General features: G+C 69.9%; 15 protein-coding genes. 8 read left to right on the forward strand and 7 right to left on the reverse strand.

The genetic code is table 11. From position 1 onward, the window contains the following. Together ACTHL4_RS15670 and ACTHL4_RS15675 are read left to right on the forward strand one after the other, a co-directional pair. The coding region (locus ACTHL4_RS15670; RefSeq protein WP_440283693.1) for an HNH endonuclease signature motif containing protein at positions 1-421 on the forward strand (421 nt) is incomplete at its 5' end. Positions 422-435: 14 nt separating this feature from the next. Next, positions 436-765 (forward strand): hypothetical protein, encoded by a 330-nt coding sequence (locus ACTHL4_RS15675; RefSeq protein WP_440283694.1) that lies wholly within the window; start codon positions 436-438, stop codon positions 763-765. Here ACTHL4_RS15675 and ACTHL4_RS15680 read toward each other — a convergent pair. Both ACTHL4_RS15680 and ACTHL4_RS15685 read right to left on the reverse strand, forming a co-directional pair. Beyond that, entirely contained in the window at positions 740-1,495 is a 756-nt protein-coding gene (locus ACTHL4_RS15680) for a metallophosphoesterase family protein (RefSeq protein ID WP_440283695.1), read from the reverse strand. The genes ACTHL4_RS15675 and ACTHL4_RS15680 overlap by 26 nt on opposite strands. Before the next feature lie 59 nt (positions 1,496-1,554). Further along, positions 1,555-2,319, reverse strand: a complete 765-nt coding sequence (locus tag ACTHL4_RS15685; protein WP_440283696.1) for a COG4705 family protein — start codon at positions 2,317-2,319, stop codon at positions 1,555-1,557. Positions 2,320-2,399: 80 nt separating this feature from the next. Here ACTHL4_RS15685 and ACTHL4_RS15690 point away from each other — a divergent pair, with 80 nt between their 5' ends. Beyond that, on the forward strand, positions 2,400-3,824 hold the full coding sequence (locus tag ACTHL4_RS15690; protein WP_440283697.1) for a sensor histidine kinase: 1,425 nt from the start codon (positions 2,400-2,402) through the stop codon (positions 3,822-3,824). On the opposite strand, the gene ACTHL4_RS15695 is transcribed toward ACTHL4_RS15690, so the two are convergent. The 4 genes from ACTHL4_RS15695 to ACTHL4_RS15710 are packed head-to-tail and all read right to left on the reverse strand — an operon-like array spanning position 3,770 to position 7,315. After that, positions 3,770-4,474, reverse strand: a complete 705-nt coding sequence (locus ACTHL4_RS15695) for a response regulator transcription factor (protein WP_440283698.1) — start codon at positions 4,472-4,474, stop codon at positions 3,770-3,772. The two genes, ACTHL4_RS15690 and ACTHL4_RS15695, sit on opposite strands and share 55 nt — an antisense overlap. Beyond that, positions 4,471-5,220, reverse strand: a complete 750-nt coding sequence (locus tag ACTHL4_RS15700; protein WP_440283699.1) for a phosphatase PAP2 family protein — start codon at positions 5,218-5,220, stop codon at positions 4,471-4,473. Before ACTHL4_RS15700 ends, ACTHL4_RS15695 begins: the two co-directional genes overlap by 4 nt. Before the next feature lie 42 nt (positions 5,221-5,262). Then, complete coding sequence (locus tag ACTHL4_RS15705; RefSeq protein ID WP_440283700.1) at positions 5,263-6,816, reverse strand: hypothetical protein; 1,554 nt, start codon at positions 6,814-6,816, stop codon at positions 5,263-5,265. A 28-nt stretch (positions 6,817-6,844) separates the two neighbouring features. Then, complete coding sequence (locus ACTHL4_RS15710) at positions 6,845-7,315, reverse strand: MarR family winged helix-turn-helix transcriptional regulator (protein ID WP_440283701.1); 471 nt, start codon at positions 7,313-7,315, stop codon at positions 6,845-6,847. A gap of 180 nt (positions 7,316-7,495) precedes the next feature. Between ACTHL4_RS15710 and ACTHL4_RS15715 the strand changes: the two genes are divergently transcribed. Further along, the gene (locus tag ACTHL4_RS15715; RefSeq protein ID WP_440283702.1) at positions 7,496-8,104 is read left to right on the forward strand and encodes a hypothetical protein; all 609 of its coding nucleotides are present in this window, start codon (positions 7,496-7,498) and stop codon (positions 8,102-8,104) included. An 86-nt stretch (positions 8,105-8,190) separates the two neighbouring features. Next, the gene (locus tag ACTHL4_RS15720) at positions 8,191-9,714 is read left to right on the forward strand and encodes a LamG-like jellyroll fold domain-containing protein (RefSeq protein WP_440283703.1); all 1,524 of its coding nucleotides are present in this window, start codon (positions 8,191-8,193) and stop codon (positions 9,712-9,714) included. 12 nt (positions 9,715-9,726) lie between these two features. On the opposite strand, the gene ACTHL4_RS15725 is transcribed toward ACTHL4_RS15720, so the two are convergent. Continuing rightward, positions 9,727-10,056, reverse strand: a complete 330-nt coding sequence (locus tag ACTHL4_RS15725; protein ID WP_440283704.1) for a nucleoside triphosphate pyrophosphohydrolase family protein — start codon at positions 10,054-10,056, stop codon at positions 9,727-9,729. A 182-nt stretch (positions 10,057-10,238) separates the two neighbouring features. Between ACTHL4_RS15725 and fdhA the strand changes: the two genes are divergently transcribed. The 3 genes from fdhA to ACTHL4_RS15740 form a co-directional block, all read left to right on the forward strand. Continuing rightward, entirely contained in the window at positions 10,239-11,450 is a 1,212-nt protein-coding gene (gene fdhA / locus ACTHL4_RS15730) for a formaldehyde dehydrogenase, glutathione-independent (protein ID WP_440283705.1), read from the forward strand. 253 nt (positions 11,451-11,703) lie between these two features. Continuing rightward, positions 11,704-12,798 (forward strand): ROK family protein, encoded by a 1,095-nt coding sequence (locus ACTHL4_RS15735; RefSeq protein WP_440283706.1) that lies wholly within the window; start codon positions 11,704-11,706, stop codon positions 12,796-12,798. 50 nt (positions 12,799-12,848) lie between these two features. Further along, a partial coding sequence (locus ACTHL4_RS15740; RefSeq protein WP_440283707.1) for a CBM35 domain-containing protein occupies positions 12,849-14,803 on the forward strand: 1,955 nt, incomplete at its 3' end.

The following is a 14,803-nucleotide window of genomic DNA, read 5'->3' on the forward strand; positions in this document are numbered from 1 at the left end:
ATTGACCACCGGCAGTGACGGGGCGACCACCACCACCGGGGACGTCCTCGACGCCGGCGCCGCCCGCCGCCTGGCCTGCGCCGCCGACCTCATCCCCGCCGTCCTCGGCGGACCCAGCGCCCCCCTCGATGTCGGCCGGCGAGAACGCCTGGCCACCAAAGCCATCCGGGCCGCAGTCATCCTGCGCGACCGGGGGTGCACCTTCCCCGGCTGCGACCGACCACCCGGATTCTGCGAAATCCACCACCTCACCCCCTGGTGGGCCGGCGGCCACACCTCCCTCACCGACTCCGCACTCCTGTGCAGCCGCCACCACCACACCGTCCACCGGCAGGGCTACATGGCCGAGGTCCGACCCGACGGCGTCCACTGGGACCTCACACCCGGCCGCATGCCCGGCCACCACACCGCAGCAGCGTGAACTCGAGGAGAGCCATGCCCGACCGGCCCGAGATCGTCTGCCTCTGCGGCTCGATCCGGTTCGCCGACGAGCTGGATGCGGCGAATCGTGCGCTGACCCTGGAGGGTGTCATCGTCGTCGCGCCGAGTGTTCCGCCGCGGACCGACGCTCACGGCGACGGGCCGATCACCGAGGAGCAACGGGAGACGCTCAGTGCCCTGCACCTGCGCAAGATCGACCTCGCCGACCGGGTGCTGGTCGTCAACCCTGGCGGCTACCTCGGTGAGTCCACGAGCCGGGAGATCGCCTACGCGCGCGAGACCGGCAAGCCGGTCTCGTTCAGCGACGATCGCCGGGCGGAGTGAACGCGGCCAGGGCGGCGGCATCACTGTGTGCCGCGCGGATGTACTCCTCGGCCCACGATCGCCGCAGCGGGTACTCCGACTGCGCGACCACGGCGTCGACGGTGGCCTCCACGTCGATCGATGTATGCCGCAGTGACACACCGCCGTCGTGGAGCAATGCCCAACTGCCGCCTGCACGTCCGTAGGGCATTCCGATGCTGCCCGCGTTGACAACGAGACGGCGATCGACCAGTCGAGCGAACGGCATGTGCGTATGACCGCACACCACTGTGCGGTGCTCCGTGGACAGGCCGGCGAATGCCTCCGACCACCTCTGCAACGGTGAGTCGACGAGCAGGATCTCATCGTCGCGGCGCGGGCTGCCATGGCAGAAGACAACCGGCCCGAAACCGTCGACATCGACAACCCATGGATGCGGCAGTCCGGCGAGCAGAGTGACGTGAGCCTCGGTGAGCTGTTGCGCGGCCCACGGTGTCACCTCGTCAGGCACGTCGACGTGCTGCCCGCGACGTAGCGCCACGAGTTCACGGTCGGCGTTGCCCTGCACCAATCGCAACCTGTCGCCCTCTGCCAGCAGCCGATCGAGAACACCGCACGGCTGCGGACCTGACGCGTGATCACCGGTGACGACGAGCAAGTCGGCGCCGCGCACCTCCGGCTCTGCCAGCACTGCTTCGAGAACCGGCAGCACGCCATGGACATCCGAGAGCACTGCGACCGTGGCCACCATGAATCGATGATCCCAGACCTGCGGCGGGACAACAGCCGGTCAGACCCAGGGCTCGCCCCTCAGCTCAGGGAGCGGTGGCGGCGCGCCAGCAGCACCAGCGCGACGAGCAACGCACCGAGCACGCCGGCGACGGGTATGTCGCCGACGCCCAGCCCGTGACCGAACGACGGCGGCTTCGCGAAACCGTCCGCGAAGGAGGCACCGAGCGGACGAGTCAACACGTAGGCGCACCAGAACCAGCCGATCTCATGCCGCCCGGTGAGCTGCCACCCGATCGCCGGGATGAGGATCATCGCACCGAAAAGCAGTGCGGACGGGAAGAACCCGAGGCCCAGGGTGGCCGCGGTCAAGTCACCGACGGCGGTGCCCAGCGCGAAGGTGCACATCACCGCAGCCCAGTAGAAGCGTTCGCGACGCGGGTTGTCGATCCGGTGGATGGAGATGGTGCCCTCCGACCGCTTCCACATCACGAAGACGGCCGCGGTGGCGACGGCATACAGCGTGCTGGTGAACGGATAGGTGAGTCCGAGCGCGACGTGCAGTCCGTCGGCGAGCATCGTGCCGAACACCGCGACGGCTGCGACGGCCGTCCAGTAACGCTCGGCGACGTAGCCGTGCGTGCGCAGTTGCCAGCGCAGTGCCGCCGCAAGGCCGACGACGCCGACCAGGACTGCGAGGGCCGGGCTGATCCCGGCGAGCCCGTCCGACGCGGCCTCGCCGAACGCCGTCGTGGTCAACTTGAGGACCCAGAAGAGCACTCCGACCGGCGCGACCCACGAGGTGGTCGTCGCCGCGCGCTCGGCGCGCGAGGAAACAGTAGTCACCAGCGCAGGGTGCCCGCACAGCACTGAGGAAACGCTGAGATGTTCCGCGCCGCAGCGGTTCTCTGGCGCAGTATGGCGGAGTGGACCTCCTCACGGCGACTCGCGCACACCGCCGCGCACGCGGACTGCGGGCGCGTCTGGCGGCGGTCACCGCGGTCGCCGTCATCGTGCCGCTGCTGGTCGGTGTCTTCGTTCTGGCCACCTTGCTGCAGCGCTCGCTCACCGGCAGCCTGACCTCCCGGGTGGAGCAGCAGGTCGAGGCGGTCGCCACCGCGGTCCGGCAGGACGGCGTGCGGCCCTCGGTGCTGACCGACGTCGACCCGGCGATGCGGACCGTGATCCTGGACTCCGCCGGTCGGGTCCGGGTGTCGCAACCCGCCGGGCAGACCCGTCCGCTGAGCCAGGACCGGCCGGCCGGCGCGCACCGGTCGGTGCGGAACGCGCGTTACTGGTGGCGGCCCTGTGACGTCGAGACACCGCTCGTGGTCAGCCGCGGCGTGCGCACGCCATCCGGCACCTACGTCGTCCAGGTCTCGGCGTCCCAGGAGCCACAGCACGAGGCGATCAGTACCGACGCCAAGATCCTGTTACTCGGCACCCCGGTGCTCGCGCTGCTGGCTGCGGCACTGGCCTGGTGGGTCGCCGGCCGGGCGCTGGCCCCGGTCGACCGGATGCGCGCGGAAGTCGACGCGGTCGAGGGCGGCCACCTCGACACTCGTGTCGAGGTGCCACCCCAGCAGGACGAGATCGCCGCATTGGCAGTCACGTTGAACCGCATGCTGGACCGGTTGCAGTCCGCACAGGCCCAGCAGCAACGCTTCGTGGCGGACGCCAGTCACGAGTTGCGGTCGCCGCTCGCGACCTTGCAGGCGGCGACCGATCTCGCCTCGGCCGATCCCGCCGGCGAGTGGCCGGTGGTGGCGCCCACGGTGCAGGCCGAGCTCGAGCGGATGAACGCACTGATCGGCGACCTGCTGCTGCTGGCACGCCTCGACGAACGCCGGGCTGCCTCGCCCGTCGGCGAGGTCGATCTGGACGACGTCGCGCAGGCGGAGGTCGGCCGGTGGCGCGCCGGCCTCACGGTGACCGTGCGGTATGCCGGGACGCCGAGCCGGGCCCGGGCACGGGAGGCCTCGGTGCAGCGCATCGTGCGCAATCTGGTCGACAACGGCATCCGGCACGCCCGGCACGAGGTGCTCGTGACCACCTCGACGGTCGCCGGTCGCGCGGTGCTGACCGTCGACGACGACGGGCCGGGTATCGCCGCACGGGACCGCGAGCGCATCTTCGACCGGTTCGTCCGGCTGGACGCGAGCCGCAGTCGTGGCGAAGGCGGTTTCGGCCTCGGCCTGGCGATCGTGCGCGAACTGGCCCGCAGCACCGGCGGCGAGGTGAGCGCCGGCGAATCACCCTTGGGCGGCGCGCGGTTCACCGTGGTGTTGCCGCTGCCTCAGGAGCCGCGGGCGTCCTCCGTCGACGCGCCGCGGACGTCCTCGAGCCGGTAACCGACGCCACGGACCGTGGTGATGGTGTCCGTCCCGAACGGCCGGTCGATCTTGCGGCGCAGATAGCCGACGTAGACCTCGACGACATTGTCGTCCCCGCTGAACGCGGGGTCCCAGACGTGCGCGAGGATTTCGGACTTGCTGATCGTGGTGTCCGGCCGGCGCATCAGGAAGTGCAGCAGGTTGAACTCCCGGGGTGTCAGCTCGATCTCGTCGTCACCGCGGAACACTCTGGCTGCGGCCGGGTCGAGCCGCAGCCCGCCGGCCGTGACGGTGACCGGCCGGGACACCGGCGTGCGGCGGGTGAGCGCCCGCAGCCGGGCGACCAGCACCGGGAAACTGAACGGCTTGGTCAGGTAGTCGTCGGCGCCCAGATCCAGGGCGTCGACCTGGTCGAACTCCCCGTCCTTGGCGGTCAGCATCAGCACCGGCGACCACACCTCGCGCTCGCGCAGCCGGCGCAGGACGTCATACCCATGGACACCGGGGAGCATGATGTCCAGCACGATCGCGTCGAAGGTCTCCTCGGTCGCGTGCCACAGGCCATCGATGCCGTTGTGGGCGACCTCGACGACGAAGCCGGCCTTGCTCAGCCCGCGTTGGATGAGCTGCGCGAGCGGCACCTCGTCCTCGACCACCAGAACCCTCATGGTGCAGGAGTATCGCCCTTCGGGTCTCGTATGACGAGGCGGTGCAACCAGGCCGGCAGGAACGTCGGACCGGGACCGGCGAAGCCGAGGGCCACGCCGACGGCGATCGAACCCCACGCCAGCAGCGGTGCGGCGACGACGTCGGCCAGGAAGTGCGCGCCGATGACCAGCCGGCTGGCGGCGACCACGACGACCAGCGGGAGCCCCACCAGCAGGATGATCCGCTGCAGCGCCCTGTGACCGGCCACGGCGAGGAAGACCCCCGCGACGAGTGAGGCGGTGAAGGCGGTGTGCCCACTGGGGAAGCTGTCCGGTTTGGTCTCCACCACCAGGGCGTGCACCAGGTGCGTCGGCGGACGGTGCCGGTGGAAGAGGAACTTGAAGATCTCGATGGACAGCCAGCCGCCCAGCGTCAGGATGGCGGCGCGCAGCGCCACGACCCGGCCCAGGGTGCGCCACAGCACGACGCAGATCAGGATCAGCCACAGCGGTCCGACGACCGGGCCCAGCACGACGTTGATCACCTTGCTGATGTCGGCCAGCACGGCGCCCCGGTCGGCAGCCAGCGTCTCGTCGAGACGCAGTTCGCCGGTCCCGCGGGACCCGGTCCCGACCGCCCAGATGCCGATGCCGAGGCCGAGCGTCCAGAGCACCACGGTGGCCAGCAGCGCCCGCGCGCGCGGGAAGGGGGTACTGGCGGACGGTCGGTGTTCCGACGTCATACGGTCGGCATCGGCCTTCAACATGACGGGCAGCCTGACACGCGGCCGCTGAGACGACGCTGAGAGTCAGCCGAGAGGCCGCCCGCGGTAGACCGTGTGGCCGTCGACGGTGAGGATCGTGCCGTCCTGCGCGAGTCCGTGGCGCACCTGCGCCAGATAGTGCGGGTCGTCCGGCCAGAGCACCACGGCGCCGGCCGAGCGCAGATAGCGCAGCTCCACGTCCTGCCAGCTGCGGCCGCGCGCCCGCAGCGCGGCCGGGTCGTCCGGGCCCATCACCCGCCCGCCGACGTCGATCCATTCGGGACAGCCGGCCGCGAGGTCCTTGCTGAGCACGCCCAGGCGCAGCAGCACCGTCGCGTTGTTGGACGAGACGCACCGCTCGTGCCGCACCGCGCGGGCGAGCTGCGCGGCCCCGGCATACGCGGGTATGGCGGAGGCGCCGGTGATCGTGATCAGGGCGCTGACCACGGCCGTGGTCGCGGTGACCAGCGACGCGGGCACCCGCACCCACTGCTCACCGCGGATGGCGACCGCGGCGGCGCCCATCGTGACGGCGAGCCCGACCGCCGGGTAGTCGTTGTAGTAGGGGAACCACGACGGCGCCGCGAGCAGCACGAGGACCTGCGCCAGGGTCACCACGACCAGCCAGCGGGCGCGCCGGCTGCCCCGCCAGGCGAGCGCGCCGGTGAGGGCGAGCACGGCGACGGCGACGATCGCCAGCACCGTTCGGGCGGTACTGCTGGTGTGCAGCAGCACCGGGACGGTGGTCATCTCGGCCAGCCGGCCGATGATTGGGGAAGTGCGCGGGCGACCCAGCTGGCCGGCGATCACCGACTGCCACATGGCGGCCGGGTCGGCCAGGAAGAACGGCAGACAGACGGCGGTCACCGCCGCGGCGGCGCCGAGGAGGGCGTGCACCGCCGGACGAACGCTGCGCCGGCAGCGGCCGTGCCAGACGATGATCAGCAGCACCGGGACGACCCACCAGATCTTGACGGTCAGCGGCAGCCCGATCACCGCGCCGGCCAGGACCGCGGACCACCGTCCCGGCCGGCGCTGGTCACGCAGCAGTGCCAGCAGTCCGAGGAGCAGGAAGAAATTGCCCAACGGTTCGAGCTTCACCTCGAACTCGGCAATGACCGATCCGAACCAGGCCGCGTAGAAGAGGCCGGCGACCAGGGCGCCGCGGCGCGCCATACCCAACCGGCGGCAGAACAGGACCACCAGCACCGCGTTCGCCGCGCCCAGCAGACAGAAGAAGAGGGTCGCCACGATGAACGCGTGCCAGTCGGTCATCAGCCGCGTCAGCGCCGCGAACGGCGTCAGCACCAGCGTGATGGCGGGCGGGTGCACCATCGTGAAGTCGCGGTACGGCAGCCGCCCGTGCAGCAGGGCGTCGGAGCCGGCGAAGTAGACACCGCAGTCGTATCCGATGATCCCGTGGAAGCCGCCCTTGCGCAGGACGACCCCGAGGCGGAGGACCAGCGCCAGCGCGAAGACGGCGATCGGTCCGACCCGGACCCGGCGGCGCGGCGGCGCGACGGAGGGAGCTGTGTCGTCCTCGACGATCAGCGCATGCACCGCGTCACTGTCGCTCGGCGCCCTGGCAGTTCCCTCCACGGATCCTGTATGCCGCCCGCTGCACGGACTACGTCGTGTCGCTGGATCGGGATGGCAGCGCCCGGATCTGCACGGTCTGCTCCTCGATGCCCGCGGCCACCCGGTCGAGGGCCGCGGCGACATCGGCGCCGGCCCGCTCGAGGGCGGCGGCAAGGCGCTCGTCGGAGGTGGCGAGCAGGGCCGCGCCGTTGTCACTCATCCGCACGACCGTCTTGCGACGGTCCGTCGGATGCGCGGATCGCGTTGCGAGGCCTGCGGATTCGAGTCGGTCCAGCAGCGCGGTGACAGTCGACGGGGTGAGGCCGACGCGGTCGGCGACCTCGCGCGGGGTCAACGGCCCGGCCAGCCGCAGGTGCGTCAGAGCCATGGTCTCGGACTCGGTGACGCCGAAGTGATCGGCGATGGCGTGCCGGAACTGCTCACCGGCGGCGATCAGATGTCGCAGGGCGGTCGTCGGCTGCACCTCGTCGGGACCGTGGGGACGCTTGGTGGGGGGCATGGCGACCGTCCTTCCGGGTGAACGATTGACTGATTGAAGGTTGAAAAGTTCGTTTGTAACATTGTTTGACAGTCGAAGAGCTTACCATTACTTTACTCGCCGTTGACCTTTTCGTTGAGGTCATGCCGGGCCCTCACCGGCGCCCGTTCCTGCTTCGCGTCCGCCTCGAAAGGTGTTGCCATGTCTGCTTCCTCCCGCCCCCGCCGCCGTACCGCTCACGTCGCGACGGTCGGCGCCCTGCTCGCCGGTCTCGGTGTGTCCGCTGCGTTCGTCTGGCACGCGTCGTACTCGGCGTTCTCGGCCACCACGGCGAACCCGACCAGCAACTGGTCGGCCGGTAGCGTCCAGCTGTCCGACGACGACAGCAACACCGCGCTGTTCTCGGCCACCAACCTCAAGCCGGGTGCCACCGGCACCAAGTGCATCGCGGTCACCTCGACCGGCTCGCTGCCGTCCGCGGTGAAGCTCTACGGCACCAACCCGGCCACCACGAACGCGCTCTCGTCGTCGATCAACCTGACGATCACGCAGGGCACCGGCGGCGGTTTCGGCTCCTGCACCGGTTTCACCCCGGCGACGACCGGTCCCACGGTCTACAGCGGCACCCTCGCCGGTTTCGGCAGTGCGGCGTCGAATTACGCGACCGGCCTGGGCTCCTGGGCGCCGACCGGCAGCGGCTCGGACACCCGCGTCTTCCAGGTCACCTACACGCTGGACCCCGCGACGCCCAACACCGCGCAGGGCGGCACCGCGTCGGTCGGTCTGACGTGGGAGGCGCAGAACAGCTGAGCCGCCTGAAGCTGCCCGCTCCGGTGCGCATCCGCACCGACCGGACCTGACGACCACCGACGAACCGACTGACAGGAAGCCGATCCGTGTCCACCACTCAGATCGCCGGACCGATCGCCGCCGCAGGCCTCTCCGCGCGGCGCTCGGACCGGCGCTCGGACCGGCGGTCGGGCTGGGCCGCCCTGCTGCTGACGGCCGTGTCGCGCGCCGTGCTGACGAGGCTGGCCGGACTGCTGCTGTGGTCCGTGGTCCCGTCGCTGCTCGGCTGGCACTCGACGGTGGTCATGAGCGACTCGATGGCGCCGCGGCTGCGCGTCGGGGACATCGCGATCTCCCGCCCGGTCGCTGCCGGTCAGCAGTTGCGCCTCGGCCAGGTGTTGCTGGTGTCCGACCCGGACCAGCCGGACCGGCTCCGCTTGCACCGCCTCGCGGCCATCCGTCCCGACGGGAGGCTCACCCTCAAGGGCGATGCGAACCGGGCCGACGACTCCAGCCCGGTGGCGCGCAGCGCGGTGCACGGGATCGGTTCGCTGCGAGTGCCTTTCGTCGGCACACCCGCCTATTGGGTGTCGACCGGTCACCAGGCCCGGTTGGTCCTGCTGGTGCTGGCGTTCGGCGGTCTGCTCGCCGGCGCGGTGGCGTTCCGACCCGACGACCTGCCGGAGGCCGACGACCACGCGGACGACGCGGACGACGCTGACCGCATGCCCGGTGGCGGCGGTCCAGCGGCGGACGAGCCGGCCGGCGCACCGGACCAGGCCGGGTCGTCCCGTCGCCGGCGTGCGGTGGCCGCGTTCACCGTCACCGCGATCACCACCGCCGGCCTGGGTGTCGCCGGTCCCGCCGATGCCGCCACGAGATTCAGTGCGACCACCACCACCGCGCCGACGTGGGCCGCGGCCCGCTACTTCAGTTGCGAGGGGGCGGTGCTGGCGGACAAGGCGAGTCTCCCCACCTTCTACTACCAACTGAGCGACACCGCGACCGGCAGCAGCAAGCCGGCCCTGGACTCCTCCGGCAATGCGCGGAACGGCACCTACCAGGGCACCGTCACCGCCGGAGCGCCCGGACCGTGCACACCGGGCGGCAGCGGAGTCACGCTCAACGGACTCACCGGGTGGATCTCCACGTCGCAGTCGATGGCCGGGCCGAACGTCTTCACCCTGCAGACGTGGTTCAAGACCACCACGATGTCCGGCGGCGAGCTGATCGGCTTCGGCAACAACCAAACCACCGCGTCCAGCAATTACGACCGGCACCTCTACATGGCCAACAGCGGGCAACTCGTCTTCGGCGTCTACCCCGGCACCGTGAATACGATCGTCAGCCCGAAGAGCTACAACGACGGCGCCTGGCATCAGGCGACCGCCACACTGTCCGCGGCCGGAATGCAGTTGTATGTCGACGGGGCACTCGTCAGCGCCGATGCCTCCGTCACCACCGCACAGGCCTACACCGGTTACTGGCACATCGGCTGGAACACCCTGGACAACTGGGGAACCACCACCCCGCTCGGCCGCTACTTCGGCGGCTCGCTGGCCGGCGTGGCTGTGTATCCGACTGCCCTTTCGGCCGACGTCATCGCCGGCGGCTACGCCGCGCGGGCTTGAGCAGGCGACTGGTCAACGCGTGTCGCCGGAGCCGCTCAGCACACCACGACGCTGCCGGTCGGCCAGCTTGTCGACGTTGCGCTGCGCGACGTCGTCCAGCGAGAGGTCCAGGAAGTTGGCGAGGACGGCGGCATACCAGAGCACGTCGCCGAGTTCGGCCGCCATGTCCTCGCGGTCCAGCTGTGCCAGGTCGCTGTGCTTGTCGCGCACCAGCTTCTTGACCTTCTCGGCGATCTCGCCGGCCTCACCGACCAGGCCGAGCACCAGGTGCATGAACTCGTCGGGCGCGTCCTTGTCGCGTGCGGTGCGCAACGCTGCCTGCTGGTAGTCGTCCATCTGCATCCGGCAACCGTAGTCGGGCAGTGATGCGGGCCTGTGGCTGCCGTGACGGCTGTGCAGCCGCATGCGGACCGGTGGCCGACGATCTGAGCGACTCGCCCGCGCACATCACCGGCCGGGTTTACGTTGGAAGCTCCACCTCACGACACACATGCCGTGATCGAGAGAGATCGGAGCGAGATTCCATGACCGGAAACCGAGTCGTCGTCTACAAGGGTGCGGGCGAGGTCGCCGTCGAGTCGATCGACTACCCGAAGCTCGAGCTACCCGAGGACGTCGCGTCCGGATTGAAGCTGAAGAAGAAGGCGCCGCACGCGGCGATCCTCAAACTCGTGACGACCAACATCTGCGGCAGCGACCAGCACATGGTGCGCGGCCGCACCACGGCGCCGGTCGGGCAGACCCTCGGTCACGAGATCACCGGTGAGGTCGTCGAGACCGGTGACGACGTGCTCTTCGTCAAGGAGGGTGACATCTGCTCGGTGCCGTTCAACATCGCCTGCGGTCGATGCCGGATGTGCAACGAGGGCAAGACCGGGATCTGCTTGAACGTCAACCCTGCTCGCGCCGGGGCGGCATACGGCTATGTCGACATGGGCGGCTGGATCGGCGGCCAGGCGGAGTACGTGATGGTGCCGTATGCCGACTTCAACCTGCTGCGCTTCCCCGATCGCGACCAGGCGCTGGAGAAGATCCTGGACCTGACGATGTTGTCCGACATCTTCCCGACCGGCTACCACGGCGCCTACACCGCCGGCGTCACCACCGGATCCACGGTGTATGTCGCGGGCGCCGGGCCGGTCGGTCTCGCCGCCGCCCACGCTGCTCAGGTGCTCGGTGCGTCCGTCGTCATCGTCGGCGACATGAACGCCGACCGGCTCGCGCAGGCACGCAGCTTCGGTTGCGAGACGATCGATCTGTCGACGGATGCGAGCATCGATGAGCAGCTCGAGCAGATCGTCGGCGAGCCCGAGGTGGACGCTTCGGTCGACGCCGTCGGCTTCGAGGCGCGCGGCCACGGAGCCGGCGCGGACGAGGCACCCGCGACGGTGCTCAACGACATCATGAGCATCTCGCGGGCCGGTGCCTCGCTCGGCATACCCGGCCTCTATGTGACCGGTGATCCCGGCGCAGCCGACGAGAACGCCCAGGTCGGGCAGCTGGGCGTGCGCCTGGGGCTGGGTTGGTCCAAGTCGCACTCCTTCACCACCGGCCAGTGCCCGGTGAAGAAGTACAACCGTCAGCTGATGAACCTCATCCTGGCCGACAAGGCGCACATCGCCCAGGCGGTCAATGCCACCAAGATCAGCCTCGACGAAGCGCCGCAGGGCTACGCGGACTTCGACAAGGGCGCCGCGAAGAAGTATGTGATCGACCCGCACGGCATGGTCGCCTGACCCGCAGCACAGCGACGAGCTCACGGACCGCAACCCGGTTCGTGAGTTCGTCGCTATAACTACACCGTTCTGTCGAACTATTGACGGAACACCTGACTCGGCGCAAAGGTGACGCGGTCGGTCGATGACCATCGCGAGAGAAGGTGCCGTGGACAGAACGGTCCAGCCAACCAGCCGGGCAATCCGAGCGGCGAATCGTGCTGGCATCGTTCGGGTTCTGCGGCACTCGGGGTCAGCCACCCGGGGCGAGATCATGGACCGGACCGGCCTGTCGCGCGCCACCGTGTCCAGTGTGATCGGCGAACTCGCCGGCCGCGGGCTCATTTCGGAGCACCGTGCCCCGGCCCCGCACGGGATAGGCCGGCCCGTCGCCCGGGTGACGCTCAACCGCGCGGCCGGTCTGGCCATCGGTGTCGACGTCGGCGTGCGACATGTCGCCGTCGCAGTGGGCGACCTGTCGCGCAGCGTGCTGGTGGAGCGATGGACGTCCTTGCCGCGGGGCCACCGTGCGGCGGAAGGAGTCGGCCTGGTCCTTGCCAGCATCGACGAGGCGTTGGCCGAGGCATCCGCTGATCCGGACCAGTTGGTGGGCGCCGCGATCAGCATCGCCGCGCCGGTGGCGCCGGACAGCTCGCGACTGCTCGTGCCGGGAGTCCTGCCCGGATGGAACGGCTCCGAGCTGACCGAGCAGGTCGCCCGACGCTGGGGCATCCCGGTCGCGATGGAGAACGACGCCAACCTCGGTGCACTCGGCGAGTCCGTCTTCCGGGAGGCCGCCGGGGACCAGTTGCTCTACGTCAAAGTCGCCAGCCGCATCGGGCTGGGCATCGCACTCGGTTCCTCCTTGCACCGCGGACACGACGGCTACGCAGGCGAATTCGGGCACGTCACGGTCCAACCGGACGGCCCGCAGTGCTGGTGTGGCCGCCGTGGCTGTCTCGAGCTGTATGCCGGAGGCGACGGACTACTGCGAGCGCTCGACGGACACCGCCCGCGCGTTGCGACGGTGGCCGATCTCATCCGGTCGGCACACCTGGCGGAACCGGTGGTGCTGGATGCCGTGGACTCCGCCGCACGCGCTCTGGCCGCGGCCCTCGCCAATGTCGCGCTGGTGCTCAATCCCTCGTCGATCCTGCTCGGCGGAGAACTCGCCGCGCTCGGCGATCTGCTCGCCGGGCCGATACGCGAGGAACTGCAACGCATCCCGTTCGGTCGGCCGGTGCGCGTCGCCACCTCGGCGCTCGGCGAACGGGCTTCGCTGTTGGGTGCGCTGGCGCTCGTGCTGTCGGAGTCGTCCAGGTTCGAAGACCTCTCCCGCGAGCGAAGGCCGGCCGTCGTGCCCGGTTGATCTCGCATCACTGTCCTGCACCACCCCGTCATACCGATAGAGGAGCCTCAGTGACCGAACACGCCCTACTACCAAGAGTTTCCGCCCGCCGGCGACTGACCGTCGTCGGCGCGGTCGTCGGCCTCACCGCCGCGACAGCATTCACCATCGCCCCGGCAGAGGCCAAGCCGTCGGCCGGCCACTCGGCTGCGAGCGACGCCGTCGTGTGCGGCAAGGCGAGGTTCGAGGTGCTCTCGCCGACGCTCATCCGCACCGAGTATGCCGGCGATGCGAAATTCCTCGACGCGTCCACCTTCAACGCGATCGGCCGCAACGACTTCGGCAAGACCCACTTCAGCACGCGCACCACCAACGGCTGGCTCACGATCAGCACGGGCAGCGCGACGTTGCGCTACAAGGTCGGCTCCGGCGCCTTCAACGCGGACAACCTCAAGCTCGAACTGCGCGCCGGCGCACAGCAGGTGGCGTCCTCGCCCTGGGCCTCGGAGGCGCCACCGGTCTGCACCGTCGGCAGCCTCTGCGAGGCGGAGGACCTGAGGCTCGACGGTCCGACGCTCGCGACCGACCACGGCGGATACACCGGTCGCGGTTTCGCGGCGGGCTTCTCGGCTGCGGGCAACTCCATGACGTTCGACGTCACGGCCTCACAGGCCGCGACATACGACCTCGCGCTGCGCTACGCCAACAGCACCGGTGGTGACGGACAGAACGTCACGCGCACGCTCAGCGTCGTGGTCGACAACGGCACACCCCAGACCATCAGTCTTCCGACGACCGGCAGCTGGGACACCTGGAAGCTGGCCACCACGACGCTCGACCTGTCCGCGGGCGTGCACACGGTGCGGGTCGTGCGCGGCACCTCCGACACCGGCAATGTCAATGTGGACAGTCTCGCCGTGCTGACGCATGGCGCGGCATACCCCGCGCCCACGGCACCGCAGCCGAGCCCCTGCTCCTTCGGCTCGATCTGTGAAGCGGACACCGGCTCGCTGGCCGGTGGCGCCAAGAAGGCCTCCGACCACAATGGCTACTCCGGCGAGGGCTTCGTGGCCGGCCTCGAACGCGCCGGCGCCGGCGACACGTTCACCGTGACGGATGTCCCTGCCGCGGGCGAATACAACCTGCAGCTGCGATACGCCAACTGGGCGGCGGGCAGCCAGCCCGTGCAGTCCCGCAAGATCTCGGTCACCGTCGGTGCCGCCGACCCGACCACGCAGACGCTGCAGCCGACCAGCAGCTGGGACACCTGGCGGACCGTGACCGTCCCGGTGCGGCTCGCGGCCGGTGACAACACGGTGAGCCTCGGCTGCCCGGACGCGACCAGCTGCAACGTCAACCTCGACACCGTGGCCTTCACCGCTACGAGCAGTCCGCTGCTGGCACCGCACGCTCCGCTCGGCGGCTACCGGCGCGGCCTCGACGGAGTCAACGGGTCGGCGCTGACGGCTCCCGGCCTGCTCTACCAGGACGGCTGGTCGCTGCTCAACGACACGTCGTCCGCCGCCTACGACCCGTCGACCGAGAAGGTCACCGCCAGGCCGGAGCATGCCGACGGCACCTACCAGGACGGCTACGTCTTCGCCTACGGGCAGGACTATCAGTCGGGGCTGCGCGACCTGGCGACGTTGACCGGCCCCTCGCTGCTGCTGCCCCGGTGGGCCTACGGGATCTGGTACTCCGAGTATTACGACCGCACCGCGTCGGACTGCGAGAACACCATCGTCCCGAAGTTCCGGTCCGCAGGGGTCCCGCTCGACGTCCTGGTCACCGACACCGACTACAAGACACCGAACAAGTGGAACGGCTGGGAGATCGACACCTCCCGCTTCCCGGACCCTGCGGCGTTCTTCGACTGGGCGCACGGCCAGGGCCTGCACACCTCGCTCAACATCCACCCGAGCATCCTGGCTTCCGATCCGCAATTCACTCAGGCGCAGGAGACCGCCAAGGGCAAACTGCAGCCCGGCAGCTGCAGCGGCGGCGGGAAGGACTGCTACGTCTTCGA

Origin of the sequence: Flexivirga sp. (assembly GCF_051955415.1) — a bacterium.
Taxonomy (GTDB): Bacteria; Actinomycetota; Actinomycetes; order Actinomycetales; family Dermatophilaceae; genus Flexivirga.

Coding starts and splice junctions, on each gene's coding strand:
- ACTHL4_RS15675 (WP_440283694.1), top strand. CDS start 436: ATGCCCGACCGGCCCGAGATCGTCTGCCTCTGCGGCTCGATCCGGTTC.
- ACTHL4_RS15680 (WP_440283695.1), bottom strand. CDS start 1,495: ATGGTGGCCACGGTCGCAGTGCTCTCGGATGTCCATGGCGTGCTGCCG.
- ACTHL4_RS15695 (WP_440283698.1), bottom strand. CDS start 4,474: ATGAGGGTTCTGGTGGTCGAGGACGAGGTGCCGCTCGCGCAGCTCATC.
- ACTHL4_RS15700 (WP_440283699.1), bottom strand. CDS start 5,220: ATGTTGAAGGCCGATGCCGACCGTATGACGTCGGAACACCGACCGTCC.
- ACTHL4_RS15710 (WP_440283701.1), bottom strand. CDS start 7,315: ATGCCCCCCACCAAGCGTCCCCACGGTCCCGACGAGGTGCAGCCGACG.
- ACTHL4_RS15715 (WP_440283702.1), top strand. CDS start 7,496: ATGTCTGCTTCCTCCCGCCCCCGCCGCCGTACCGCTCACGTCGCGACG.
- ACTHL4_RS15725 (WP_440283704.1), bottom strand. CDS start 10,056: ATGCAGATGGACGACTACCAGCAGGCAGCGTTGCGCACCGCACGCGAC.
- fdhA (WP_440283705.1), top strand. CDS start 10,239: ATGACCGGAAACCGAGTCGTCGTCTACAAGGGTGCGGGCGAGGTCGCC.
- ACTHL4_RS15735 (WP_440283706.1), top strand. CDS start 11,704: ATGGACCGGACCGGCCTGTCGCGCGCCACCGTGTCCAGTGTGATCGGC.